The 26982-nt window shown below is 60.0% G+C and carries 22 protein-coding genes; 12 read left to right on the top strand and 10 right to left on the bottom strand.

Going from position 1 to position 26982, the window contains the following annotated elements; all coding sequences use genetic code 11:
- Positions 1-11 precede the first annotated feature (11 nt).
- Entirely contained in the window at positions 12-1337 is a 1326-nt protein-coding gene (locus C1719_RS04590) for a DUF1015 domain-containing protein (protein WP_102375922.1), read from the top strand.
- Between the two features lie 121 nt (positions 1338-1458).
- Here C1719_RS04590 and C1719_RS04595 read toward each other — a convergent pair whose 3' ends face one another.
- Positions 1459-3267, bottom strand: coding sequence for an elongator complex protein 3 (locus C1719_RS04595; RefSeq protein ID WP_102374065.1), 1809 nt, complete (start codon positions 3265-3267; stop codon positions 1459-1461).
- Between the two features lie 62 nt (positions 3268-3329).
- Here C1719_RS04595 and C1719_RS04600 point away from each other — a divergent pair, with 62 nt between their 5' ends.
- A complete protein-coding gene (locus tag C1719_RS04600; RefSeq protein ID WP_102374066.1) occupies positions 3330-4283 on the top strand; it encodes a class I SAM-dependent methyltransferase in 954 nt (317 codons plus the stop codon).
- A gap of 232 nt (positions 4284-4515) precedes the next feature.
- Positions 4516-5118, top strand: a complete 603-nt coding sequence (gene thrH / locus C1719_RS04605) for a bifunctional phosphoserine phosphatase/homoserine phosphotransferase ThrH (RefSeq protein ID WP_102374067.1) — start codon at positions 4516-4518, stop codon at positions 5116-5118.
- Positions 5119-5173: 55 nt separating this feature from the next.
- On the opposite strand, the gene C1719_RS04610 is transcribed toward thrH, so the two are convergent.
- Positions 5174-6598 carry an amidophosphoribosyltransferase gene (locus C1719_RS04610; protein WP_102374068.1) on the bottom strand — a complete coding sequence of 475 codons (1425 nt, stop codon included), beginning with the start codon at positions 6596-6598 and terminating at the stop codon, positions 5174-5176.
- A 254-nt stretch (positions 6599-6852) separates the two neighbouring features.
- On the opposite strand from C1719_RS04610, the gene C1719_RS04615 reads away from it, so the two are divergent.
- From C1719_RS04615 to C1719_RS04630, 4 genes are all read left to right on the top strand, one after another.
- Positions 6853-7857, top strand: coding sequence for an asparaginase (locus C1719_RS04615; protein ID WP_102374069.1), 1005 nt, complete (start codon positions 6853-6855; stop codon positions 7855-7857).
- 124 nt (positions 7858-7981) lie between these two features.
- Entirely contained in the window at positions 7982-9820 is a 1839-nt protein-coding gene (locus C1719_RS04620; protein WP_102374070.1) for an NAD(P)-binding protein, read from the top strand.
- Positions 9813-12527, top strand: a complete 2715-nt coding sequence (fdhF, locus tag C1719_RS04625; RefSeq protein WP_102374071.1) for a formate dehydrogenase subunit alpha — start codon at positions 9813-9815, stop codon at positions 12525-12527. Before C1719_RS04620 ends, fdhF begins: the two co-directional genes overlap by 8 nt.
- A 4-nt stretch (positions 12528-12531) precedes the next feature.
- On the top strand, positions 12532-13590 hold the full coding sequence (locus tag C1719_RS04630; RefSeq protein ID WP_102374072.1) for a nucleoid-associated protein: 1059 nt from the start codon (positions 12532-12534) through the stop codon (positions 13588-13590).
- A 181-nt stretch (positions 13591-13771) separates the two neighbouring features.
- Here C1719_RS04630 and ettA read toward each other — a convergent pair whose 3' ends face one another.
- Entirely contained in the window at positions 13772-15451 is a 1680-nt protein-coding gene (ettA, locus tag C1719_RS04635) for an energy-dependent translational throttle protein EttA (protein WP_102374073.1), read from the bottom strand.
- Positions 15452-15562: 111 nt separating this feature from the next.
- Here ettA and C1719_RS15530 point away from each other — a divergent pair, with 111 nt between their 5' ends.
- The 4 genes from C1719_RS15530 to C1719_RS04660 all read left to right on the top strand — a co-directional run bounded on the left by C1719_RS15530 (position 15563) and on the right by C1719_RS04660 (position 18106).
- Positions 15563-16147, top strand: coding sequence for a helix-turn-helix transcriptional regulator (locus tag C1719_RS15530; protein ID WP_180963475.1), 585 nt, complete (start codon positions 15563-15565; stop codon positions 16145-16147).
- Between the two features lie 57 nt (positions 16148-16204).
- Positions 16205-16633: a DUF3788 domain-containing protein gene (locus C1719_RS04650; protein ID WP_102374074.1), complete on the top strand. Its 429-nt coding sequence runs from the start codon at positions 16205-16207 to the stop codon at positions 16631-16633.
- A 151-nt stretch (positions 16634-16784) separates the two neighbouring features.
- Complete coding sequence (locus tag C1719_RS04655) at positions 16785-17204, top strand: MGMT family protein (protein ID WP_245874362.1); 420 nt, start codon at positions 16785-16787, stop codon at positions 17202-17204.
- 125 nt (positions 17205-17329) lie between these two features.
- The gene (locus C1719_RS04660) at positions 17330-18106 is read left to right on the top strand and encodes a rhomboid family intramembrane serine protease (protein WP_245874364.1); all 777 of its coding nucleotides are present in this window, start codon (positions 17330-17332) and stop codon (positions 18104-18106) included.
- Positions 18107-18136: 30 nt separating this feature from the next.
- On the opposite strand, the gene C1719_RS04665 is transcribed toward C1719_RS04660, so the two are convergent.
- A complete protein-coding gene (locus tag C1719_RS04665; protein ID WP_146007839.1) occupies positions 18137-18553 on the bottom strand; it encodes a hypothetical protein in 417 nt (138 codons plus the stop codon).
- A 203-nt stretch (positions 18554-18756) separates the two neighbouring features.
- On the opposite strand from C1719_RS04665, the gene C1719_RS04675 reads away from it, so the two are divergent.
- A complete protein-coding gene (locus C1719_RS04675; RefSeq protein WP_102374077.1) occupies positions 18757-20097 on the top strand; it encodes a dihydrolipoyl dehydrogenase family protein in 1341 nt (446 codons plus the stop codon).
- Between the two features lie 78 nt (positions 20098-20175).
- Here C1719_RS04675 and C1719_RS04680 read toward each other — a convergent pair whose 3' ends face one another.
- From C1719_RS04680 to C1719_RS04705, 6 genes are all read right to left on the bottom strand, one after another.
- The gene (locus tag C1719_RS04680) at positions 20176-21069 is read right to left on the bottom strand and encodes a DUF5996 family protein (protein ID WP_102374078.1); all 894 of its coding nucleotides are present in this window, start codon (positions 21067-21069) and stop codon (positions 20176-20178) included.
- Positions 21066-21734: an ABC transporter permease gene (locus C1719_RS04685; protein ID WP_102374079.1), complete on the bottom strand. Its 669-nt coding sequence runs from the start codon at positions 21732-21734 to the stop codon at positions 21066-21068. Before C1719_RS04685 ends, C1719_RS04680 begins: the two co-directional genes overlap by 4 nt.
- Complete coding sequence (locus C1719_RS04690; protein WP_102374080.1) at positions 21731-22495, bottom strand: ABC transporter ATP-binding protein; 765 nt, start codon at positions 22493-22495, stop codon at positions 21731-21733. The genes C1719_RS04685 and C1719_RS04690 overlap by 4 nt, the downstream gene beginning before the upstream one ends.
- A gap of 97 nt (positions 22496-22592) precedes the next feature.
- A complete protein-coding gene (locus C1719_RS04695) occupies positions 22593-24155 on the bottom strand; it encodes a glycine betaine ABC transporter substrate-binding protein (protein ID WP_102374081.1) in 1563 nt (520 codons plus the stop codon).
- A 38-nt stretch (positions 24156-24193) separates the two neighbouring features.
- Positions 24194-24814, bottom strand: coding sequence for a hydrolase (locus C1719_RS04700; protein WP_102374082.1), 621 nt, complete (start codon positions 24812-24814; stop codon positions 24194-24196).
- A gap of 364 nt (positions 24815-25178) precedes the next feature.
- A complete protein-coding gene (locus tag C1719_RS04705; protein WP_102374083.1) occupies positions 25179-26966 on the bottom strand; it encodes an FAD-dependent oxidoreductase in 1788 nt (595 codons plus the stop codon).
- Positions 26967-26982 lie beyond the last annotated feature (16 nt).

The following is a 26982-nucleotide window of genomic DNA, read 5'->3' on the forward strand; positions in this document are numbered from 1 at the left end:
GGATGGCGCTGATGGCCGACGTGATTCCTTTTTCCTGCATTCGTCCGCGCGAGGATAGGGCAAGCGACGTTGCGTCGCTTCCCTACGACGTGTTCAGCTTAGACGAGGCCAAAGACGAGATCGCGCGGCATCCGCGCTCGTTTCTGCGCATAGACATGGCGGAAGCCACATTTGCCGATTCGGTCGAGAAGCACGACGAGCGCATCTATGCGCGGGCGCGCACGTTGCTTGACGAGGCCATCGCCGATGGAACGTATGTTGTCGACGGCGAACCCCACTATTATCTGTACCGCCTTCAGGCGGTCGATGGCAGGTCGCAGACCGGCGTGGTTGGCTGCTCGTCGATAGACGACTACCTGAACGACGTCATCAAGAAGCACGAGAAAACGCGTGCTGACAAAGAGGTCGACCGCATTCGGCACGTCGATACGTGCGGCGCGCAAACCGGCCCCATCTTCCTTGCGTTTCGCTCGGATGGAACGATCGAGCGCGTGATCGAGAAAACGGCTTCGGCCGAACCTCTCTACGATTTCGAGGCCGATGACGGCGTGCGCCATACGGTGTGGCGCGTGGACGACCCCGCCGATGCCGACGCCATACGGGCGGCCTTCGAAGCGACGCCCGCCCTCTCCATCGCCGACGGACATCATCGCGCCGCCTCCGCTGTGAAGGCGGGGCTGCTGCGCCGCGAGCGGGCTGCTGCGGCAAGCGGGGGCCGTGGCGAAAGCTCGGCCGCCAATGGATCCGATCGCAACGATGGGGGCAAGCAGGGTTTCGCGGATGCCGTGCCCTGCGGCGATTCGCTCGAATCCGACCATTTTCTCTCGGTTGTTTTCCCGAGCGATCAGCTGACGATTCTCGATTACAACCGAGCGGTCGCCGATTTGAACGGTCTGTCGTCTGGGGAGTTCCTCGATCGCATTCGCGAGCGATTCGAGGTGGGTGAGGCGGCTCCGATGCCATGCAAGCCCGATTGCAAGGGCTCGTTCGGCATGTATCTTGACGGTGTTTGGTATTCCCTCGAGATCAAAGACGCCTATCGATCGAGCGATCCCGTGGCGGGTCTCGATGTTGCGCTTTTGCAGGACAACCTGCTCGGCCCCGTGCTCGGCATCGAAGATCCTCGCACTGACAAGCGCATTGATTTCATCGGCGGCATCCGCGGGCTCGAAGAGCTGAAGCGGCGCGTCGACGGGGGTATGGCGGTGGCGTTTGCCTTGTATCCTACGTCGATAGAGGAGCTTTTTGCGGTTGCCGATGCGGGATTGCTGATGCCGCCGAAATCGACGTGGTTCGAACCGAAGCTTCGAAGCGGGCTGTTCATCCATCGGATTTAGTCGCGTGTGGAAGCGCCTCCCGCACCGTGCTCTATCGTTGTTCGAAAGACGCGCTTCCCGCTGAACGGGCGTTTGTTGGACCTTGGACAATCTTGCTGTCGGCGTTTCCCGAACGGCATCTCTAGGCGAGAGGCATCTGCTGATAGAGGCCGCTTTCGGTAAACCCGAGGGCGCGGTAGTACTCGCGCGTTCCCACCGAGCTGATGACGTTGATTTTGGCGTAGCCTTTGTTCTTTGCGATGTCGCAGGCGATTTTGATAAGCTGCTTTCCCAATCCGAGGTGCTGCGCGCCGTCGCCTGTTCTATGGAGACCGGCGACCTTTCCGTACACGTGAACCTCGCGGATCATCGCTTCGCCCGGTCCGACGGGCAGGTCGGGGGTGCTGGATACGTAGTCGTTGTGCGGCATTGAGAGTCGGAGGAATCCCGCGATCTTTCCATCGGGCGTTACCCACTGGAGGAACCGCTCGCTCGAAACGGTGGTTTCAAAAGGGATTATGTCGAGGGAGAGTTCGCCGATATCCGTATCGGCGGTGCTGATCTCGCGATAGCGGATTTCTTCGATCGGCGTATTTGTTGCGGCGGCTTTCCTTTCGACCATTTGGCGCAGGTTGATCTTTTTGTTTCCCGCCACGATGTCGTGAGAGGAGATGTCTCGGATCATGCGCGAGATGCGAACGTAGGGCGGCGTGATCGAAGCGTCGGTAACGAGCACGTCGAGCAGCTCGTCTTCGGTATAGGGGCGCCATCTGCCGTTTTCGAACAGCTCGCAAAGCCCCGTGCCGTGCACGAGTGCGCAGGGATACAGCTTCACCTCGTCGGGAAGGTAGGCGCTTTCGGTGACGAGGCGGCGGTAGTCGCGCTTGTCGGCCTCGACGTTTGATCCGTAGAGATTCGCCATGAAGTGCACATGGATCTTGAAGCCGAAGATGCGCAGCAGCTCGAAGGCCTTGCGGATCGCATCGGTGCCGATGCCACGGTTGTTCATGCGAAGGATGGTCGGATCGAGGCTCTGAATGCCCATCTGCACCTTGGTGCATCCAAGCTGTCGGATCAGCCTCAGGTTTTCGCAGGTGATGGCATCGGGTCGCGTTTCGATGACCAGGCCGACCACCCGATGCCGCGCATCCTCGTTGGCGGTTTGCTGCTCTGCCAGCTCGGCCAGGTCGGCTGTTTGGATGGCGGATGCAGTTTTCCATCCGTCGTTCTCTTCGTAGAGGCTCGTCATTGCGCGGTTGTAGGTGAGATCGCCTGATTCGACTGCACTTTGTGCATCTCGCACGAATTCTTCAAGATCCTCTCGGCAATTGCTCAACCCTGCATCCTCGTAGAACCTCTGCCTCTCTTTTGCTTTCCCCTCTGCCCTCTCGGCCTCGTTGAGCGCTCGGAACAGTTCTTTGACGAACCATATCTGATAGCTTTCAGGGTAGTCCGTCCAGGTGCCGCCGAGCACGATCAGCTCGATCTTGTCGGTGACGTGCCCCATGTGTGTGAGGGTGCGCAGACGCGATGTCACCTGAAGGTACGGATCGAAGTAGTTGCGCTCGGCCCGCTGGCACGCCGGCTCGTCTGCGAGATAGCTTTTGGGCATGCGCAGATCGTTGGGGCAGTAAAGGCAGTTGCTCGAGCACTTCCAGGGTTTTGTGATAACGGTGATGGTCGCTACGCCCGAGGCCGTGCGTCGAGGTTTGACTTGCAGCGTTTGGATGAGCTTTTTCTCGAGGGCCGAATCGACGTTCCAGCTTTCCCATAGCCCAGGATCCGATTCCTTGGTTTTGAGATAGTAGGGCAAAAGTTTCTTTTTCGCGTAGTGGGGCATTTTGCCAGTGCGGCCTTGGTTGTGTCTGCGGACAAGGTTTTCCACGAAACCCTTGTCGACGCCGCCACGGCTTCTCAATTCGTCGAGTATTTCCAGTAAGATGTCATCCATGCTATAAGGCATTCTATAATACCGATGTGACTTTATCGCAATCGATCCGATCGGCGAGGCCTTTGAATACCGAAACTGCTGAAATGCTCTGCGCTATCACGAGCGACTTCTACGCGAAGCACTGCGATTCGTTTTCCGAGACGCGGCAGGCGCCGTGGAATGGCTGGAAGCGCTGCCTCGGTTTGGCGGAAAGCCTAGCGACGGAAGCCGGTCGGGGCAGTGGGGCGCCTCGCGGCTGCAAGGGGGAGGATGCCAAGGTTGTCGGAGCGGGCAGGACATGCGCGATGGACGGCCCAAAGCTTGCTGGGGCAGCGGATGGCGCAAGGGTTTCGTCCGGAAACGCCGAGCTGCGTGTGTTCGACCTTGCGTGCGGCAACATGAGGTTCGAATCGTATCTTGCTTCGGCTTTGCCTGGGATTAGCTTTTCGTTCTACACGGTGGACAACTGCAAAGGCCTTCTTCCCGAAGGCGTGGCAGACGGAGCGGTTGCGGGCGGCCAAAGCGCTCGCGCGATTGCGGGGCGTTTGGGCTCCCACGCGTCCGTCGAGCATCAGAACCTCGATGTGGCGGGCTGCCTGGTTGGCGGCGAGGATCTGGGCGATCGATTGCATGTGCCGATATGCGATCTTTCCGTCTCGTTCGGATTCATGCATCATATTCCGCTTCTCGAAAACAGGAAAAGGGTTTTGTCCGCTCTCATCGAGCGAACGCGTTCGGGCGGCTTTGTCGTAGTGTCGTTTTGGCAGTTCATGAACAACGAGGCCATGGCTGCAAAAGCGCGGGAGGTGCACGCGGTTGCCTTGGAGGAGCTTGGAATGCCCGAACTTGATGCGGGGGATTTTCTGCTGGGTTGGAAAAACATGCCCGGCGCCTACCGCTATTGCCATAGTTTTTCGAGGGCCGAGATCGACGGGCTGATTGCCGGCGTTGCGGACAAGATCGAGGTGGCCGCGCGTTTCTCGGCGGATGGCCGGACCGACGATCTCAACGCCTACGTGGTTTTGAGGGTTCGCTAGCCGTGATTGGGGCTGCGTTGCAGGGCATCCGGCGGCAGCCGTAGCGCGCTGGTCTCGTTTCGGATATGCGGTTCAGGTTCGCGAATTCGAACGTTCGGCAAGAATCGCGGGAGGCGAAATCATGGGAGACCAAGGGTCTTCGTCAGTTCCCTGCGCCCGTTTGCTCGGCGTGAGTTGACAAACGGGCTTTCGACTGGAAAAATCGCTGAAACGGCAAAAGGAAGGAATCGCGATGTATGTAGTCTGCCTCGATCTTGAAGGCGTGCTTGTTCCCGAGATATGGATCGCGTTCGCCGAGGCGAGCGGAATTCCCGAGCTCAAACGCACGACGCGCGACGAGCCCGATTACGGCAAGCTCATGGAATACCGCCTTGGGATTCTTCGCGAACACGGTCTCGGCCTTAAAGAGATCCAGGAGACCATCGCGACGATCGACCCGATTCCCGGTGCGAAGGAATTCCTCGACGAGCTTCGCGCTTACACGCAGGTGATCATCATCAGCGATACGTTCGAGCAGTTCGCGAAGCCTCTGATGGAGAAACTTGGCTGGCCGACGATCTTCTGCAACACGCTCGAGGTTGCTCCCGACGGCGAAATCACGGGATTCGCGATGCGCTGCCCCCAATCGAAGCTGACGACGGTTCGCGCGCTGCAGTCATGCGGATTCACCACCGTTGCGGCGGGCGATAGCTTCAACGACCTTGCAATGATCAAGGCGAGCAAAGCGGGATTCCTGTTCAAGAGCCCTGACTCTATCAAGGCAGAAAACCCCGATTTGCCTGCATTCGAGGAATACGGCGAGCTCATGGAGGCCATCAAGCGCGCTATGGACTGATCGCTTGCGGCGAAACCCCTGAAGGAAGATGCGAATGCGGCACCGTTTGGTGCCGCTACTCTTTTCCGGTCCAGCAATACGTGCATACCATTTCGGGGTCGATGCCGATTGCCTCGAGCATGCCGTCGAGCGATTGGAATCCCAGTGAATCGAAGCCCATCTCCTCGCAGATGGCGGAAAGCATGCACTTGCCGCGTTCGGTCGAACTGTCGGCGTATTCGTCGAGGTGGTTTTGCCCTTCGTCGCCTTCGAGCTGCTGCACCACACGGCGGGCGAGAAGCTCCATCTCCGATTTGCTGCTCGAAAAGCTCAAGTACTTGCAGCTGAACATGAGGGGCGGGCAAGCGGAGCGCATGTGGACCTCGGCGGCGCCTGCGCCGTACAGGAAGTCGACGGTTTCGCGCAGCTGCGTGCCGCGCACGATGGAATCGTCTACGAACAGCAGTTTCTTGCCGTTAATCAATTCGGGTACGGGAACCTGCTTCATCTTCGCCACGCGGTTTCGCACCTCTTGGTTCGATGGCATGAACGAACGCGCCCATGTGGGCGTGTACTTGATGAAGGGGCGGGCGAAGGGGGTTTGGCACTGCGTCGAATACCCGATCGCGTGCGGTATGCCCGAATCGGGTACGCCGGCTACGTAGTCGACATCGGGAATGCCGCCTGCCGCCGCTTCGTCGCGCGCCATGATCGAACCGTTGCGATAGCGCATGACCTCGACGTTCATGCCCTCGTAGTTCGAGTTCGGGTAGCCGTAATAAGTCCACAGGAACGCGCAGATCTTCATCTTGTCGCCGGCAGGGGATATGGTCTCGTAGCGATCGGCTGTCACGCGTACGATTTCACCCGGCCCCAGCTCGTACTCATCATCGTAATCGAGCTTGTGGTAGGGGAACGATTCGAACGAAATGCAGTGTCCGTCGTCCTTTTTGCCGACGAGCACCGGCAGGCGCCCCATCTTATCGCGCGCGGCGATGATCTGGCCGTCGTTGGTGATGATGAGCAGCGTGAGCGATCCTTCGATGGCATCCTGAGCATGTTTGATGCCTGAAACGAAGTCGTCTTTCTGATTGATGAGGGCGGCAACGAGTTCCGTGGTGTTCACGGCCCCCGAACTCATTGCCATGAACTGCCTTCCTCCGTTGGCGAAGTTGTTTTCCACGAGCTGCTCGGCGTTGTTGATGGCGCCGACCGTCGTGATGCCGAAGGTGCCGAGATGCGATCGGACGAGCAGCGGTTGCGGATCGGTATCGCTGATGCAGCCGATGCCGGTGCATCCGTGGAACCCTGGGAGGTCGCTTTCGAAACGGGTGCGAAACGGCGTGTTCTCGATCGAATGTATCTCGCGCTGGAATCCGTCCTTCGCGTCGTGAAAGATCATACCTGCGCGTCGTGTACCTAGATGCGAGTGGTAGTCCACTCCGAAAAACACGTCCAACACCACATCGTTGCGGGATGCCGCTCCGAAGAATCCGCCCATCGTGTACCTTTCGCCTTGCCTGACCGCTTTCGTTACAACGAATATACCAGTATAAAGCTCTCGGTGGTTTGCGGGGGGCGAAGTCGCGATGCTGTTCTCGGTATGCACAGAAAGCACCCATCAGCGGCAGCGGGGCGGCGCATTTCCGCCGACCGTCCGCGCGTAGTCGCTTGATGGAGATTTTTCCTTATGCTGGCGCATCGCGAATGGTGCGGATATCGTTTCAGGACGACGGTTGAGAAGAAAGCGCGAACATGAAGAAGATCCTTTTGATCGCTACGGGTGGAACAATCGCCTCGGTTGAGGACGGATGCGGCTTGAAGCCTGCGTTTACGGGCGAAGAGCTAACGGAGTTCGTACCCCAGATTGGAAGCTTGTGCGAGCTTGGCTTCGTGCAGCTCATGAACATAGACAGCACCAACATGCGTCCGTCGGATTGGATGCGCATCGGGGATGCGATCGTGAAATCCTACGACGATTACGATGGGTTCGTCGTGCTGCACGGAACCGACACCATGGCCTACACCGCAGCGGCCCTTTCCTACCTTATCCAGGGAAGTCCAAAGCCCATCGTGCTCACCGGGTCGCAGCAACCCATGGCAAGCCCCTTCACCGATGCGAAGCTCAATCTGTACCAGAGCGTCCTGTTCGCCTGCGACGATCGGTCGTGCGACGTTTCGGTCGTGTTCGGAGGCGCTGTTCTTGCGGGCACTCGCGCGCGCAAGCAGCGCACAATGAGCTTCAACGCGTTTGCGAGCGTCAACTTCCCCGAAATTGCGCTTATCAGGAACAATCGCATTATCAGGGCGGGAACGTGCGTTTCCTGTCCGGACAGGGAATCGAAGCCTCGCGTGTACGATCGCTTGAACGAGCGCGTGTTCGTGCTCAAGATCACGCCTGAGATGAAGCCGAGCGTTTTCCGACTGCTCAAACGGGATTACGATGCGATCATCCTCGAAACGTTCGGCATCGGGGGCATTCCCGACTACGGCGACTATCGGAAGGCTATTTTCGATTGGGTCGATTCGGGCAAGACGCTCGTCGTGACCACGCAGGTGCCCGAAGAGGGGCTGGATCTTGGCGTGTACGAGGTCGGACGCGCCTACGCCGATCACTGCGGCATACTGAAGGGCGGCGATATGACGACCGAGGCGCTTGTGGCGAAGACCATGTGGGTGCTCGGGCAGACCGACGATTCCGCCGAAATCAAGAAGTTGTTCTACCATGTGGTGAATCACGACAGGACGGTCGCCGAGTAAGGCCGAACGCCGGTCGATGCGCTAGAATTGTTACATTGTCTGTGCGGTTTTCCGAGCAGAAGCCTGTTTTCTTAGGCGGGCTTTAGGCGGGAATCCGCTGGTGTTTGGGAAACGGGAGGAACTGGTGGCGAGACTATCGGTTGCGCCGAAGGCACGTGCCGATGAGCGCATCGCTGACTACCTGGATAAACATGCCCGCCGCGTGGCGGCGACGCCTCCGGGCACCTGCCCTTTGGCTGTGCAGCTATCGCTTCTTCGGGCGAGCGGATCTCAGACGTGCGGCAAGTGCGTCCCCTGCCGCGACGGCATTTCCCAGCTGACGGCTCTGCTCGAACGGGTAGTTGCCTGCGAGGCCGATGAGAGCGCACTTTCCACTCTGAAGACGCTTGCCGAAATGATCCGCGATGCGTCGGATTGCGCCATCGGATACGAGGCCGCTTCTTCTGTGCTTGCGGGGCTCGAAGAGTTCGATGGCGAATACCGAAGCCACGTGTTTGATCGGCTGTGCCAACAGGGGGTCGGGCAAACCGTTCCGTGCGAGACCCTGTGCCCCGCGCATGTCGACGTTCCCGCCTACATAGCCTTGACGGGAGCGGGCGATTACGCCCAGGCTGTGAACATGATACGCAAGGACAACCCGTTTCCGACGGCGTGCGCGTACGTGTGCGAGCATCCGTGCGAAGATCGGTGCCGCAGAACGCTTCTTGATGCTCCGATCAACATTCGCGGCATCAAGAAGTACGCGGTCGAACAGGCGCCGGCCGATACGGTCGACGTGCCGAAGCGAAATGCCGACACCGGTCGCACGGTTGCGGTCGTAGGCGGCGGCCCGAGCGGCTTGACCTGTGCGTACTACCTTTCCCTCATGGGACATCGCGTGGTTGTGTTCGAGGCGCGCAGGCAGCTTGGAGGAATGCTGCGTTACGGCATTCCCGCCTACCGGTTTCCGCGCGAGCGCCTCGACGAGGATGTCAGGGGCATCTTGGCCGTCGGCGGCATCGAAGTGCGTTGCGGCGAAGAGATCGGGGCGAACGAGATGCGCGATCTCGTCGAGGCGTACGACGCGGTCTACGTTGCCGTCGGTGCGCAGACCGGCAAGACTTTGCGGGTCGATAACGCCAGGGCCGAAGGCGTCGCGTCGGCGGTCGAACTGCTCGGCGAGATCGGCGATGGGGCATATCCCGATTTCACGGGCAAGCGGGTTGCGGTTGTCGGTGGCGGCAACGTTGCCATGGACTGCGCGCGCACGGCGGTGCGAGCTGGAGCCGAAGAGGTGTCGGTGGTGTACCGCAGGCGCAAAGACGATATGACGGCGCTTCCCGCCGAGATCGAAAGCGCCATTGCGGAGGGCGTCGAGATGGTGGTGCTCGAATCGCCAGTGGGCATCGAGGTCGATGGGAGCGGATGCTGCTCGGCGCTCGTTACGCAGCCGCAGATGATCGGGCCGGTGAAAGACGGAAGGCCCGCCCCCGTCGCGGCCGACAAGCCGCATGGGCGCGTAGAGGCCGATGCGGTGCTCATGGCCGTGGGGCAGGGCGTTGCAGCCGAGCCGTTTGAAGAATTCGGCATGAAGACCACGTGGGGCTGTTTCGATGCCGACGAGTTTTTACAGGCCGAAGGACTTGAAGGTGTTTTCGTGGGGGGCGATTGCCAGACCGGGCCGTCGTCGGCGATCCGCGCGATAGGCGCCGGCAAGGTTGCCGCGCGCAATATCGACGAATATCTGGGATTCCATCATACGCTCGATTGCGGTATCGAAGCTCCCGTACCTCAGTCCAACGATCGCACGCCCAGGGGCCGTGTGGAAATCGCCGAGCGTCCGGCTCGCGTTCGCAGGCTCGATTTTCTCGAAGTCGAAGGTTCGATGAGCCTTGAGGAGGTCGAGCAGGAATGCGGCAGATGCCTGCGTTGCGATCATTTTGGCTGCGGGACGGTTGAAGGAGGAAGGCAACGGTATGAATAACGTGACGATAGACGGGATAGGCGTCGAAGTTTTCGAGGGGGCTACCATTCTCGATGCCGCCGAAGCGGCGGGCGTTCGCATTCCGACGCTCTGCTATCTCAAGGGGCGCAACGCGATCGGCTCGTGCCGCGTATGCGTTGTCGATGTGCGAGACGAGGATCGGCCTGTTCCCGCGTGTACGACGACTGTGCGGGACGGCATGGTTGTTGTAACGCAGTCGAGGGAACTCACCGGGTATCGCCGCATCGCCCTCGAGCTGATAGTTGCCGATCTCGAAGCCGAGGCGGCAGACGATCTGTTCGCGGCAAGCAAGGGAGACGAATCCGAGCTCAAAAGGCTCTGCGACGAATACGACGTTTCGAAGCCGGCGTTTTCTCCGGTTAGAAAAAGGGAACCCGTGCTCGATGGCAATCCTTTTCTCATCTACGACCCGAACCTCTGCATCGCCTGCCAGCGGTGCGTGGGCACCTGCAACAACGCGGCGCGCAACCATACGCTGCAAACGCGCAGGCGCGGTGTGCGTACCGTCATCGACGCTCCGTTCGGGAGCGACTGGAAGCAGAGCGCCTGCGAATCGTGCGGCAACTGCGCCCAGGCGTGTCCTACGGGCGCACTGAAGACCAAACGCCGTGCGAGCTACTATGCCGACGATGCGACCAAGGTGCTCACGACGTGCCCTCATTGCGGAGTCGGCTGTCAGCTCAACCTCGTTGTCGAAGACGGCAGGATCGTCGATGCCGAAGGCGCTGCGGGTCCGTCCAACAAATCGCTTCTGTGCGTGAAGGGAAGGTCGGCAAGCTACGGCTTCGTGGATTCTCCCGATCGCATCCGCACGCCGCTGGTGAAAAACGCGCTCACAGGCGAATTCGAAGCCGCCACATGGGACGAGGCGCTCGATCTGGTGGCCCGTCGCCTTGCGGGTTTGCGCGATGGATACGGGGGAGGCTCGCTTGCGGCGTTCGCTTGCTCGCGGTCGACCAACGAGGATGTCTATCTGTTCCAGAAGATGGCCCGCACGGCGTTTCGAACGAACAACATCGATAACTGCGCACGTGTTTGACACGCCCCCAGCGTTGCCGGTCTGGCAACAACGTTAGGGTCGGGGGCTATGACGAACTCCATCGACGACATCGCGCAGGAGTCGGATGTCATCATGCTCGTTGGCTCGAACCCCGAAGAAGCGCATCCGGTATTCGGCATGCAGATCCGCGCCGCGGTCGAGCGGGGCGCCAAGCTCATCGTGGTCGATCCGCGCGACATCGGGTTGACAGCGCGTGCCGACATCCATCTCAAGCTCAAGCCCGGTACGAACGTGGCCTTCGCCAACGGCGTGGTGCATGTGCTCATCAAGGAGGGCTTTGCGGACGAGGCGTTCGTCGAAGAGCGCACCGAAGGTTTCGAGCAGCTTGCCGAGATGGTAAAGGAATATACGCCCGAGCGGGTGGCTGCGATCTGCAACATCGATCCGCGCGACCTCGTTGCAGCAGCAAGGATGTACGGAAATGCCGACAAGGCGTCGATCGTGTACTGCCTCGGCGTGACCGAGCATTCAAGCGGCACCGACGGCGTGATGTCTCTTTCGAACATCGCAATGGTGTCGGGCAAGCTCGGCCGTCCCGGTTGCGGCGTGAACCCGGTGCGCGGGCAGAACAACGTGCAGGGCGCATGCGATATGGGCGCGGCGCCGGCTGACTTTCCCGGATATCAGAAGCTCGCGAACCCTGAAGCGATGGCCAAGTTCGAACGGGCGTGGGGTGTCCGGCTCAGTCATGAGCCAGGGCTTATGGCCACTGAATGCTTCCCGGCGATACTCGATGGCAAGATAAAGGGCATGTTCATCTTCGGCGAAGATCCGGTGCGCACCGATCCCGATACGAGGCATGTCATCCATGCGCTCGAATCGCTCGAGTTTCTGGTGATTGACGAGCTGTTCATGACCGAGACTGCGAAGTTCGCCGACGTCGTTTTGCCCGGGCGGAGCTATGCGGAAAAGGAGGGCACGTTCACCAACACCGAGCGCCGCGTTCAGCGCGTGCGCAAGGCGGTTGAAATCGACGGCGATACGATGCTCGATACCGATATCTTCACCGAGATCATGAATCGCATGGGGTATGCCCAGCCGCACATGAGCGCCGCTGAGATCATGGACGAAATCGCCGCGCTCACGACGCCCCCTTACGGAGGCGTGAGCCATGCGCGCCTCGATGGGGACGAGGTTGCCGGTTGCGGATTGCAGTGGCCCTGCCCGAGCGCAGATCATCCTGGAACGCCGATCCTCCATGTGGGCGAGTTCTCGCGCGGCGCCGGCGCCTATTCGCTTGCGGGGTACCGCGAGCCGACCGAGCCAACCGATGAAGATTATCCGTTTATCATGATGACGGGTCGCATCCTGTATCATTACAACGCCTGTGCGATGACGGGACGAGCCGAGGGGCTCAACGAAGTGGCTGGCAGCTCGTTCATCGAGATGAACGAGCGCGATGCGGCTGAGCTCGGCATCGCTGACGGAGATCGGGTGAAGGTTGCCTCGCGGCGCGGCGAGATAGAGACCACAGCGCACGTGTCGGAAAAAACGTCGCCCGGCGAAACGTGGATGCCGTTTCATTTCCAGGATGGGAACAGCAACTGGCTCACGATCGCTGCACTCGACACGATATCGAAGACTCCCGAGTACAAGGTGTGCGCGGTGAGGATAGAAAGGGTTTAGCTACATGAAGATCAACCACGCGATTCTGCACGTACTCGATTTCGTATCGTGCGTGAATGTGATGTCGCAGGAGGAACTCGACCTTACAAGCAAGAACGCAAAGCGATACGTTGCGGGGCATGCGAAGCACGCGCTCGGCAACCTGGACAACAAGCGCGGCGAGTTTGCGCCCGATAGCATGTTTGCCGAGGAGATCAGAAGCTACTTTCGCGGACAACGCGATTTCGTGGATCTATCCATCCAGGTGGCGGAATTCGTTGCCGGGGAGCTCGGACGCATGGAGAAGGCCGCCTCGACCGACGTGCTCGTGGTTGATTTCGAAGACGAAACCAAGGCGGCTGTGGGAGACATGTCCGATGAAGAGATCGACGCGGCATTCGAAGGTCGGGGCAAGCGCTATTTCGCGATGCTGATGCTCGAGAGCCGTCAGGCGTTCATGCACGAAGTGGGCCGCGGCGAGAGCGGCGACGTGCGTACTGCGATAGAGCGCCACCATGCCATCCTCCCGAATCCATCGCAGAAGGTGCAGTCTTATGCGCTCGTCGAATCGGGCTCGCTCAACGTGGCGTTCAGCGACAAGGCGCGCACGATTGCGGGCGAGGAGCGCTGGCTCATCCCCGACGGTCTGCTGCAATGCTCGATGGGGCCGTCGGGCAAAGAGGTGTTCAATGCGGTTGCGCGTATCGTCGAGGAGGTAGCCGAGGAATACGGTGCGAACTCGGCGGTCGCCGTCTCGAAGGCGAAGGCCTACGTTGCCGAAAACGCCCGGGACTCCGACGAGGTGTACCCCGAGGAACTGGGTCGCGAGGTGTTCGAAGACGATGCGCTGCAGAAGCGCTTCGAAGAGGCGGTGGCCGAAGAGGCCATCCCCGAGCGCGTTGTGGTTGAAAAGGCGGTGGCCGACCGCGTGGCGAAGAACCATAAGATCAGAACCGATACCGGCATAGAGATCACGTTTCCCGCCGAGTACAGTCAGAGTGCCGAGTTCATCGAGTTCGTCAGCGAGCCGAACGGCCTGATTTCGATCGAACTCAAGAACATCGGAAGGATCGAGAACCGATAGCGCAGCCGCCGCTCGGATTTTGCTCTGCTGCCGTTTTCCTGCGGGATTCGGCCGCCTTCGGAAAAGCGAGAGCGCCCGCGCATCCGACCGGATGCGCGGGCGCTCTTTCGGTGCCAAAGCTTATGCAGCGCGGCGTTGCCGCCCTGCGGCCGCAGTTTGGTTCTCTCTGCGGCGAGAAAGCTTAATCCCTCGTGAGCTTGCGGTGCAGGCGGTGGGGCTTCGAGGCCTCGGGCCCCAGTCGGGAAATCCTGTTCTCCTGATACGATTCGAAGTTGCCTTCGAACCAGTACCAGTTGCCGGGGTCTTCGTCGGTGCCTTCCCATGCCAGGATGTGCGTGGCGATGCGATCGAGGAACCAACGGTCGTGGCTGACGACGACCGAGCATCCCGGGAAGTTCAAAAGGGCCTCTTCGAGACTTGAAAGCGTTTCGACATCGAGATCGTTGGTGGGTTCGTCGAGCAGAAGCAGATTCCCGCCCTGCTTGAGCGTGAGCGCCAGGTTCAGGCGGTTGCGCTCTCCGCCCGAAAGCACGCCTGCCGGCTTCTGCTGATCGGAGCCTTTGAATCCGAAGCTCGCTACGTAGGCGCGACTTGGGATTTCCGTCTCGCCCACCATCATGTAGTCGTTGCCGTCGGAGACGACTTCCCAAAGGCTTTTCTTCGGGTCGATGCCCTCGCGGTTTTGATCGACGTAGGATATCTTGACCGATTCGCCGATTTCAAGGCTGCCCCCTGTGAGGGACTCGAGGCCGACGATCGTCTTGAACAGCGTTGTCTTACCGACGCCGTTCGGGCCGATCACGCCGACGATGCCGTTGCGGGGCAAGGTGAACGAGAGGTCGTTGATGAGCACGCGGTCGCCGAACGCCTTGTGCAGGTGCTCGGCTACGATGACCTTCGAGCCCAAACGCGGACCGACGGGAATCTGGATGTCGGCGAAATCGAGCTTCTTGGCAGAGCGGGCTTCGGCTTCCATCTGCTCGTAGCGCTCAAGGCGTGCTTTGCTCTTCGCTTGCCTCGCTTTCGGAGAACTGCGCACCCATTCGAGTTCGGACTGCATGCGCTTGGCGAGCTTGGCTTGCTGCTGCCCTTGCGATTCGAGGCGCTTCGCCTTGGTTTCGAGGTAGGTGGAGTAGTTGCCCTTGTAGGGGTAAAGGTGCCCGCGATCGACTTCGCAGATCCATTCCGCCACGTTGTCGAGGAAGTAGCGGTCGTGCGTGACGGCGAGCACGGCGCCTTCGTAGGTGTGGAGGAACTGTTCGAGCCAGAGCACCGATTCGGCGTCGAGGTGGTTGGTCGGTTCGTCGAGCAGCAGGAGGTCGGGTGCTTCGAGCAGCAGGCGGCAGAGCGCTACGCGACGGCGTTCTCCTCCCGAAAGCTGTTTGACGGGTGCATCGGGGTCGGGGCATTGGAGCGCATCCATTGCTTGGGCAAGCTGGCTGTCGAGATCCCAGGCGTTGGCGGCGTCGATTTCGGTTTGCAGCTGGCCCATCTCGTCCATGAGGGCATCGAAATCGGCATCGGGCGAGGCCATCTCTTCGCCGATCTGGTTGAAGCGCTCGATTTTGGCAAGGATCTCGCCGAAAGCGAGCTTGATGTTCTCGATGACGGTTTTCCCTTCATCAAGCGGCGGTTCCTGCTCGAGAATGCCGACTGTGTAGCCAGGTGTGAGTCGCGCGTCGCCGTTCGTGACCTCTTCGATGCCCGCCATGATCTTGAGCAGCGTCGATTTGCCCATGCCGTTCGGTCCGACGACGCCGATCTTCGCGCCGGGATAGAACGAAAGCGTCACGTCGTCGAGGATGACCTTGTCGCCATGGGCCTTGCGTGCCTGATACATTTGGTAAATGAATTCTGCCATGTTGTGTTTCCTGAGTTCGAGGTTGTTGTTGCTTGGATATTGTCGCATGAGTGGAGTCGGATTTCGAGGTCGTCTTTGCATTGTGCAGTCAAGCTGCGGCCATGGGGTACAATGAATCGCATGAAAATCGACCGCATGTTCAAAATCATCTACCTGCTCATGAGCCGCGATAAGATGACGGCGAAGGAACTCGCCGAGCACTTCGAGGTGTCGGTACGCACCATCCACCGCGATATCGATTCGCTCATGCAGGCGGGCATCCCCGTGTATACGAGTCGTGGATCCGAAGGCGGCGTATCGCTTGTGGACGGCTTCGTGCTTGACAAGGCGGTCCTGTCGAAGGACGAGCAGGCTGAGATTCTCTTCGGGTTGCAGAGCTTGCCGGGATGCGCGACGGGGGAGGACGTCCTCGGAAAACTGGGCGTCTTGTTCGGTCGGTCTGGCCCCGATCGTACGAATACGTTTTGCTCGAACTGGTTTTCGAGCCCTTTGCTGCAGCAAGGGTGTACGACGAATTCGACATCGACTCCATCGAGTCGTCGGATGAGGGCGGGCTTCACGTGCTCACCCGATATCCCGACGGAGAATACCTCTACGATATGCTCGCATCGTTTGGAAGCGCCGTCGAAGTGGTGCAGCCTGCAGAGGTTCGGGAGAAATTCGAACAAAGGAAGTGACCCCCTTCCGCATATATGACATACAGCTGTCAGGTATGGTGCGGGAGAATTGCGGTAAACGCACAAGGAGGTTTCAATGGAATGGATCGAACGGTACAAGCCCGACCAGGAGCCGAGTCTGTCTGATATCGACGCTTTCGTGGGCACCCCGCTTTGGGGCGAGCTCAATGCGTTTCTTCGGGAGGGCTACCAGGTGGAGCCCGAAGTAAGTTACAGCGGATGCTCGGGGCAGCCGGGTTGGAACGTGAAATACCGGAAAGCGGGCCGGGCGCTATGCACCCTGTATCCCATGGACGGCTTCTTCATCGCGCTTGTGGTCATCGGTGCAAAAGAATACGACGAGGCGCTCGATGTTCTCGGCGGATGCACTCCCTATGTGCGGGATCTCTTCGAGCAGACGAAGCCGTTGATGAATCAGCGATGGCTCATGATCCGTGTTACCGATGGCGATATTCTCGACGACGTCAAACAGCTCGTTCGGACACGGCGGAAGCCGAAGCGGTAGGCGGGCGGCGTGCCTGTCGGGCGTCTGACAATCGGGCGGGTGTGAACCGGGGGCTCGGCGGTCGAGCCGTGCGCAGCCGAGCGTTTGGCCGTACGGCGAATCACCGACTTCACCCGATCGTGCTACCATATGCCCAAACGAGGAGGGCCGTGTGTTCAAAGAAATCAAAGAGGTTAAAGAAGCCGAAGGCGGCAGGCCTTCAGGTTTGGTCGAAATGGACGAGGTGTTTTTCGAGCGCGTGTACGAGCAGGTGGCGCGCGTGCCTGCGGGGACGGTCTGCACGTACGGGACCATCGCCGAGCTTGCGGGCTATCCGAGGGCCTCGCGCGAAGTCGGCTTTGCCATGAGCCGGGCCCTGAGCGAATGGGATCTTCCGTACCATCGCATAGTCAACGCCAAGGGAACCCTTGCGCCCTCATACGCATTCGGCGGCAAGGACAAGCAGCGGCAGATGCTCGAAGGCGAGGGCGTTACTTTCGTCGATGCGGAAACCATCGACATGAAGAAGCACCGCTGGCCGCCCGAGCCCGACTCGGGAGAATCGGAGCCCGAGCAGCTTTCGCTGCTATAGGCAACCCGAGCCCGTCGCTTTCGCTGCGCCTCTGACGAATGGGTTACGGGGAGCGGTTGGCGGCGACTGGGCCCGCGTGCCGTGGTACCATGATGCGATTGTACTGCGCAGCCAAGGAGCAAGCTTTGCCGATTAGAGTCGATAACGATCCAAACATCAACCGAACCGTCATTGACGAAGAACAGCTGAAGAAGATGATGGCGGCGAGCAAGCCGAGCTTTTTCCAGCAGAACAGGTTTCGCATCGTCACGCTGATCCTCATCGCCGTCAACGTGGCCATGTTCGCAATCGAAGCCGTTCTCGCCGGTTTCAGGGTGAGCATTCCCACGACCGTGCTCGTCGACATGGGCGCCATGTATGCGCCGCTTATCCAATCGCCTGCCGATCTGTACCGGTTCGTCACGCCGATGTTCCTGCACGTCGATCTGATGCATTTGGCGTTCAACATGGTTGCGCTCTACAGCGTGGGCGAGGTGCTTGAACGGGTGCTCGGGCGCGGCAATTTCATCCTGCTGTATTTCATCGGCGGCATAACGGGCAACGCGATATCCTATGCCGCAAGCGTGTTCGTGCCAGGGCAGGCAGCGGTGAGCGCGGGCGCATCGACAAGCGTGTTCGCCCTTTTCGTGGCAGTGGCGCTGCTCGGGTTGCTCCATAAAGGAAACCGCCGTTACTTTTCGCAATACAGCAAAAGCATGGTAAGCATCATCGCCATCAACGTCGTGTACACGTTTTTGGTGCCGAGCATCTCCATCAGCGGGCATTTGGGCGGCGCGCTCGGCGGGCTTATCGCCATGTTCGTGATTCCGAGCAAGAACTTGCGGGTTAACAACATCGTCAGGCTGATCGTGGCCGCGGTGTGGCTCGGCGCGCTCGGGTGGCTGGTGTTCTCGACGGTGTAGCGCTGCTGTGGATGGCGGCCGCACTGCGCGCTACTCCCATTTGGGGCTGACGAACGTATCCACCTTCTTGATGAGCGGGTAGCCTATGGCGGCGCCTGCCGCCGCACCGAGTGCGCCTCCGAGCCAATCTCCCGGTGAAGCCGCATCTCCGAAACCGAAAAACGCAAACGCCTCGAACCCGACTCCGAAAAATCCCGCACAGACGGCTGCGACGACGCATGCCGAGGCGAGCGGCATGTGCTGCCACAGGGCGTTGACGAGCGCGATGGCAAGCACCGCGAACCCGAAGACGTTTCCGAAAGGCACCGGCACGCCGAGGTTTGCTCCGAATGCGAGTATGATGGCGGCCCAGGCGAAAACCAGCACCCAGCGCATAACGGTAAGGGCTTTAGGCCTCCTGTTCGGCATCGGCGTTCTCGCTGCTCTGTTCGACGAATCGTATTCCATGCTGAAACCCTACCACGGGCTTTCGGCATCATTGAGCGCAGGGCGTTCCTGTGCCCGTTTCGTTATGTAATCTAAACGCTTACGTTTCGGCAGCGATACCCGCCCGTGCATTGCGCCTGCGCCTTTTTTCGCGCACTCTGAGAACATGCACGGCATTCGAACCCTGTCGGCGGGAAACCGCTGCGGCCTTTTGGGAGTGAGCGATGGATAAATACGACGTTGTGGTAATCGGATCGGGCCCGGGCGGCGCTGCGGCAGCCTATGCGCTTAAAGCCGGCGGGAAGCGGGTTGCCCTGATCGAGGACGATCTATGGGGCGGCACGTGCCCTAATCGGGGTTGCGACCCCAAGAAGATGCTCGTGAGCGGCATGGAGGTGGTGGAGCGCAACAACCAGATGATCGGAAAGGGGTTTTCTCGCATCGAATCGATCGACTGGCCCGAGCTCATGGCTTTCAAGCGCTCGTATACCGAGCCGTTTTCGGAATCGTTCAAGAAAGGCGTCGAGGAGTCCGGTATCGATGCCATCGAGGGCTCGGCGCGATTTATCGGCGATGCGCGCATCGAGGTGGGCGAAGACGTCATCGAAGCGGATGCTTTCGTCATTGCGACAGGACAGCGTCCGAGCATTCTGAACGTCGAGGGCAAGGAGCTCCTTCTTACGAGCACCGATTTTCTCGATATGGACGAGCTGCCGGAGCGCATGGCGTTTCTCGGCGCGGGCTACATCGCCTTCGAACTTGCAGCCATCGCGAATGCGGCTGGCAGCGAAGTCACCATCATCCATCATAACGACCGTCCATTAAAGGGCTTCGATGCCGAACTTGTCGGCAGTCTGGTGAAGGCATACGAAGACAAGGGGATCGCGTTCGCGTTCGATGTGGATGTAGAATCGATATCGGAAGAAGGGCAGGGCTTTTCGGTGCAGGGAAAGATCGAAGGGGCGCAAAGCTACTCAGAGCGCTTCGACTGCGTTGTGGGCGCCACGGGGCGGATCCCCAACGTGGAGGCCCTCGATCTGGAAAACGCCCACGTCGAATACGACGGGCACGGCATAGCCGCAGACGGGTTCCTTCAAACGTCGAACCCTGCGATCTATGCGGTCGGCGATGTCGTTGCCAAGAAGATCCCGAAGCTCACTCCGACCGCTTCGTTCGAGGGAGCCTACCTCGCTCGGCGCATCCTGGGAGACGAAGCCGAGCCGATCGCGTATCCGCCCATCGTATCCATAGTGTATGGAAGCCCCAAGCTTGCCCAGGTGGGAGTGGGTGCAACGGAGACAGCCGATCATGCTGAACGGTACAGGCTCGACGATAGGGACATCGCGGGCTGGTTCACCTATCGGCGCATCGGCGAACCCGTTTCGAAGGTAAAGATCGTGCGCGAAGGCGAGCGCCTTGTCGGCGCCAGCGCCTTGAGCTCGCAGGCCGACGCGCTGATAAACCACCTGGCGATACTCATCGACAGCGGCATCGTGCGCAAGGATCTCGATCGAATGATTCTCGGTTCGCCGACGCTTGCGAGCGACCTGTCCTCGCTTATGTAGCGCGGCTTGCCAAGACGAAACGGAGCCCCGTGCCGATTCTCATCGCACGGGGCTCCGCATATCTGGGTGCATGCTTCCCTACGCAAAGAGCGGTGCGGTAAACCATTCCTTCTTCTTCCAATCGCCCCTGTTCGCGAGCGCATGAAACGCTTCTTCGAAGAAGCTTGCGATTTCGGTTTCGGGGTCGCTTGAGCCAAGCGCCTTTTCGAGCGGCAAGAAATATTCGGCCTTTTCCGTGCTGTAGAATCCGAGCGACGACTCTTTGAGCGTATGGGAGAGATCCTCCTCGACGAAGGGGTAGGGCAGCACGAAGAAGCTTGGATCGTCTTCTGCTTCGTCGCCCGGCCAGAACCCGAATTCGATGAGTTCTTCGTCGAAAGCAACCTTTTCGATGATGCCTTCGCCGGGGAAGGGTGCAGGTTTGCCGCTGTACAGAACGCCGGTTACGTCGAACGTCCCCCAGAACAGGCTCGGCAGCGCCGTCTTGCAGCGGAATCCCGAAAGGAAACCGAGAATGGCCCGATAGGCGAAGGCGAACATGCCGAAGCCTTCGCGGGCTTCGGCTGCATCGTAGCGCCGCGGTTCGTCGTTCTCGTCGAAGGGCGTGGTGATGCCCATTTCCTGGGGTACGGGATTGATGCGGGCATCCGCGCCGATCTCTTCGAGCATGCGCTGGAAGTCGGCGTAGTAATCGGCAATCGAGCGTCCGTCGCGCAATTCGAAGGAGCTGTGCCTCCCATCGGTGCTCACGGCGGCGACGGTCGAATCGAAGAGGTCGATCGTCACGGTGCATGCGGCATTCGCGCACGGCACGAGGCCGGTGGTAAATCCCTGTGCGGTCAGCGGCAAGGTAACTTGCTGCCATTCGGGTTGCGCGGGCATTTCGGCGAGTTTGAACTTGCCGAGCATCTGCGAAACGAGATGGATCGTCTGCGCGGTGCTTTCCCAGGACGAATATGCGATTGCTTTCATGGTGTCTCCTTAATCGAAGGTTCTTTCAAGGTTGCCGGGTGCGTTTGGCCCCATCCGCCCAGTCGCTTTTCGACCAGTTTCAAGAGTGCGTCGGCGGCGATGGCGAGACCTCCTGCGAGGATCGCACCCCAGAGGATTTTGACGGTGTTCATGGTTCTCAAGCCATCGAAGAGCAGGGTGCCGATGCCGCCCGCGTTGATGAGCGCGGCGATGGTGATGATGCCGATCGTCGAGACGGCGGAGAGCCGGATTCCCGTGAAGAGGACCTTCTTGGCCAGCGGCAGCCGAATCTTCACGAGTATCTGCATCGTGCTCATGCCCATGCCCGTGGCAGCCTCTATGACGGCCGGATCGACGCCTTCGAGGCCGGCGAGGAAGTTGCGCAGCAGAAGGTACTGGTTGTACGTTACGAGCACGATGAGGGCCGTGGTGGCACCCAGCCCCGTCAGGGGGATGAGCAGCACGAACAATGCCAAGCTCGGGATGGAGTATATGATCGAGAAGAGGTAGGTGAGAAACCGCGCGAGCGCTTTCGAATACATCGACGCGATAGTGAGAACCGTCGCGACCGCAAGCGATAAGACGAGCGTGATCACGAGCAGTTCGAGGTGCTGCAGCAGGGGAGTGAGCAGCTTGTCGGGATAGGTGAGAAGGTAATCGATCATTGGAGTTCCTCCCAAAAGCGCTCCTGCTCGCGTGCCGAGGCGATGAGCGATGCGGTGAAATCGTCTGCGGGGTTGAGCGCGATGTTGCGCGGCGTGTCGAACTGGCGTACGCGTCCGCCGTCCATGACGATGACGCGGTCGCCCAGCTTGAAGGCTTCGTTGATGTCGTGGGTGACGAAGAGGAACGTTTTGCGCAGGTCCCTGTGGAGGCGAAGGAGCTCGTCTTGGAGGTTGGTGCGGGTAATCGCGTCGATCGCGCCGAACGGCTCGTCGAGTAGCATGATCTTCGGATCGACGGCGAGCGCGCGGGCGAGCCCCACGCGCTGTTGCTGGCCGCCCGAAAGCTGCGAGGGATAGCGGTTCCGGTACTCATGCGGGTCAAGCCCCACCACTTCGAGCAACTCGTCGACGCGCTGCTCGATGGCGGGTTTCTCCCATTTGAGAAGCTTGGGCACTGTGGCGACGTTGTCGGCGATCGTCATGTGGGGAAAGAGTCCTACCTGCTGGATCACGTATCCGATGCGCCTTCTCACGACAACCTTGTCAACCGTCGAGATGTCTTCGCCGAACAGCATGATGGTTCCCTCAGTGGGTTCGTACAGGCGGTTGACCATTTTGAGGAGGGTGGTCTTTCCGCATCCCGATGTGCCGAGAATGGTGATGAATTCGCCTTCATCGATCGAGAGGGAAACGGAGTTTACGGCCGGTGCGCTCGCATCGGGGAACCGCTTCGTCACGTCGATCATTTCAATGGCTTTCATGGTTGCGCGTTCCTATCGTTTTCTTTCGGCAAAGCCCGCTTTGCCCGACGCGACTCGCCGGGATTCGGTGCCTTCCATCGGTCTTCCTGTTTCGGTGCTACTTGATCGAGTCGTAGTATTCGCGAGCCACTTCTTCGTATTCGCGCTTGTCCACATCGACGGCGGCGTTCAGCGCCGTCACGTTTTCAGTGGTGAGGGTTGCGCTCACCCTGTTGAGGATGTCGGCGATTTCGGGGTTCGCGTTCAGGACGTCGTTGCGCACGATGGGCGCGAGGTTGTAAGGAGGCCATACCTGCAGGTCGTCGATCAGCAGCGTGTATTCGTCGGTGTTGGTGAGCTGGCCTTCGGTGGTGTAGGCGGGCGATACGTCGCCGTCGCCGCTTGAGAGCACGCTGTACTTCAGGCCGTTGTCGTAGACTTTCGATGATTTCCAGTCGAATGCGCCGTAGGCTGCTTCGAGAGCTGGCAGGCCGTCCTCGCGCGCATCGAATTCGCCTTGCGAGGCGAAGTTCAGCTCGCTTGCGTGCTTTTGCAGATCGGATATGGTTTTGATTCCGTATTGGTCGGCCACCGAAGTGCGGATGACGAGACCCTGGCCGTCGTTTGCTTGCGAGTAGTCGAGCCAGGTGATGTCGAACTGCCTGTCGTATTCGTCTTTGACGGTTTCGTACACCTCTTCGGGATCGGTGATCATATCCATGTTGAGAACCGAGAGCAGGCCGGTTCCGGTGTATTCGGGATACAGATCGATCTCGTTGCTCGTGATGGTGGTGTGGATGACCGAGCTTGCCACTGCGGGAACGCGCTCGACGGAATATCCCGCGTCTTCGAGGGCTATCGCGTAGATCTCGCTCACCACGATGTTTTCGGTGAAATCCTTCGATCCTACGCGAATGGTATCCTTGCCGTCGGTTCCGCTTGCGCCGTCGCCTCCGCTGCATGCGACAAGGCCTATCGCCAAGCCTACGACGGCGAGGCAGGCAACCAGTTGTTTCAGGGGTTTCATAGATCCTTCTTTCCTTTTTGTATGTCGGTGCGTGCTTATCAGGTGCTCCAGCAAGTCGAACAGCAGGCTTACCGCAAGCGAAATGAGCGCCACCGACACGCCGCCCACGATGACGAGATCCATTCTGTTCAGGCCGAGCCCCGTGAATATGAGCTCTCCCAGACCGCCTGCGCCGATTTTCGCGGCAAGCGTGGCGCTTGCGATGATTTCGATCGCGGCGGTTTTCATGCCGGCGAGGACGAGCGGGGTTGCTAAGGGGAATCGAACCTTGAACAGCAGCTGCCGATCGGTCATGCCGAGGCCGAGACCCGTTTCGATGATTGCGGGATCGACTTGGGCGAGGCCTGCGGTCGTGTTCATGAGGATGGCGGGCACGGCGAGCAGTACGAGCGCGATCGACGCGGGCAGCACGCCTGTGCCCATGATGGGGATGAACAGCAGCAGGATCGCAAGGCTCGGTATGACGCGCAGGATCTGGAAGAATGCGAGCAGCGGCTTGCCGCCTCGTTGGTGCTTCCAGCAGAGGTAACCGCATGGTACGCCGATGATGACGGCGATGGCGAACGCTATGAAGCTTATTTCTATATGCTGCAGAAAAGCCTGCTGCAGTTCGGATCCGTTGGCGCTCAGGTATTCGAGAATCTTTTCACCCATAGGGACTGCTGACGTTTATCCGCTGTTGCCCGGGCGCTCTACATGCCCACGAAGGCGCGGGCTTCGAACATAAGGTCGCTGAATTCCCTGACCGTTTCATCGCGAGCCCAGTCGCGCTGCAGCTCGCAGATCAGCTGGGGGATCGTGATCAGCTGCGCGCCTTGCTGCTCGATGCGTCGCAGGGCTGTTTCGTGGGCGAGCAGACTTGTGCCGCCGACGGCATCGACGACGGGGTACACCTCGTAACCTTCGCGCATGGCGTCGATCGCCGGGAAGGCGAGGCAGACTTCCGTCCATAGCGCGCACATGATGAGTTTCTTTCTGCCCGTGCGTTCGACGGCTGCCACGAACGCGGGATCCTCCCAGGAGTTCATGGTGGTGCGATCGATGGATTCCACATCGCTCAGCACTTCGCGCAAGGGCGGAATCGTATCCTGGTTGCGGGTGGTGGCTACGTTCACGGTGGTGAGAACCACGGGCAGATCGAAGGTTTTGGCCGTGCGCGCGACAAGTACGATGTTGTTGATGATGTCGCTTGCGCGGGCCGAGCCTACGGAGTGGATCTGGGTGGGTTGGTAATCGATAACGACAAGGGCTGCGTTTTCGGGAGTAAGCAGATGGTCTGTCTGCGGATTGCGCGGCTGCGCGACGTTGCTCATGGCGGCGTTCCTTTCAATTGGGAGCCTGATGCTACCTTTTATGGAATTGTAGTTTGCGCCTGCCGCTTTCAGGTGAAGCGTTGCCTGTGTCGCTGTCTTGTTACCGTGACGTAAGAATGTGCGGCCCGTTGAAATGGTTGACCGTTGCTGAAAGAGGTGAACGATATGGGCGAGATCGAATATGCGGTTGCCCCTTGCTCCGGGGAGCTGCTCGGGGGGGGGATTTCTCGACCCTCTGGGCATACGCGATATTACGGCAAACAGCCGAGGCGGCCCGGGAGGATGGGCCGCCTCGGCGATGCGGGAGGATGCTGGTGCATTGCGGGAGACCAGGTGCTGCGAGCCTGGATCCGACCAGCCCTTGCTAAGCCAGGGGCGCAGCAGCGATGTTCTTGCCGGCTACGTAGCCGTAGTACATAGCCATGGAATGGCTGATGCCCGGCAGCTTGAACGGGTACTTCACAGCGAAGCGGTCGCCCTGGATGTTGCCCACGGCGTACAGGCCGGGGATGGGCTTGATGTCCTTGTTGTACACGCGGCACTCTTCGTCGGAACGCAGGCCGCCCATGGTGGTGAGGCAAAAGCCGAGCCCTGTGCGCTGAGCGTAGAAGGGGCCGTCTTGCACGGGCCACAGGTACTTCTCGGACTTGCGGAAGTCGTCGTCATAGCCGTTAGCGCACATCTCGTTGTACCGCTCGATACTCGCAAGCGCGCTTTCCGCATCCATGCCGGGGATGGAACTCAGCAGCTCTTCGATGGTCTCGGCTTTGAATACGGTCTCGCCGTCCACGCGCTCTTCCATTTGAGCCAGGGTCCATGGTCCGCGGCCGAGCACGCGCCCCTTCACCGGGTCGAAGGACAGAGGCGCTTGTTCGTCGAGATGCGAGTCGAAGATGAGGAAGCACTTGCCCTGGGGTTGCGATTCCAGCGCCACCTCCACGTCGGTGCAATCGATCTCCTCGTTCATGAAGCGCTTGCCGTTGTAATTCAGATGCAGATGAGGTGTGGTCATACCCACGAGGCTCATGTCCGCCGTGTCGGCGTGGCCGCCCATGACATGGCACATGGGCGCCATGTTCAGGCTGAAGTCGGCACCGGCCCACGCGCCAAGGCGGTAACCGTCGCCTGTGTTGGTGAGGTTGCCTTCCGCGTCGTAGTTGGGCCATGGGTTGAGGTTGCCCACCTTCACCACGGTCGGGTAGAACTTGGCCATGATCCCTTCGTCGCTTTCGCATCCTCCTGTGGCAAGGATAACGCCGTTGCGACTGGTAATCTTCTTGTACTGGCCGGTTTCGGCGTTGCGGGCATAGACGCCGCGCACCGTGCCGTCCTCGTCGGTAATGAGCTGCTCGGCGAAATGGCCGTAGAAGGCCTGACCGCCGGCATCGATTGCGCGCTGGGCGTTCTCGCTCACCACGTGCTCGTGGTCGGTGAAGTAAATGCGTACGGGGTAGAACGCCTTGTTCTCGGTCCAGTCGGCATCGCGATAGCTCATCGACGAAACGGCGTAGGGGTGCTCGAGGCTTTTCTGGAGGTACTGTCCGTTGATGGCGTCGGCTTCCTCGGGGGAGGCAGGGTAGTAGATGTCCGGGTCGCCTGCGGCCCACCAGTCGAATACCTCTGATTCGTTCTGCAAGAACTTGCGCACGATGCGATAATCGGAGTAGCCGCCCGAGTTGCCCCATTCCTCCTGGGCGAGCTCGTCGATGTCGAGTTCCGGAAGGCCCAGGTTCTCGTTGAGGGATCCGTTGACGTAGCAGTAGTTGTCGGAGCGGCACTGCGGCGTGGCGCCCTTCTCCACGGCAATGACGTCGAGACCCTCTTCCGCGGCGGAACGGAAGGCGGCAACGCCCGAAACGCCCAGGCCGACGATGACGGCGTCGGCTTCAAGCGTCTCCTCGATCTGATCTTCGGAGATGGCTTCGGGCGCGTCGGGCCAGGGATATTCCGAAGTGCCTGAGGCCGAGGCGCTCGCATTCGCAGGCGCGGCTTCGGAGCTGCTTGCGGTGCTTTGGGGCGCGCAGCCCCCGAGGGCGGTTGCGGCGCCGCCCAGGCCCAAAAGCGCGGTTCCCGTAAGAAACGCCCGCCGCGACAACCCGCGGGACTCGCCCTCTTTCGCGAGGGCCTTCTGCTCTGCTTTCGGTGTCTTCATGATGTCGATCCCCTTT

Origin of the sequence: Raoultibacter massiliensis (assembly GCF_900199545.1) — a bacterium.
In the GTDB taxonomy this organism is placed as follows: Bacteria; Actinomycetota; Coriobacteriia; order Coriobacteriales; family Eggerthellaceae; genus Raoultibacter; species Raoultibacter massiliensis.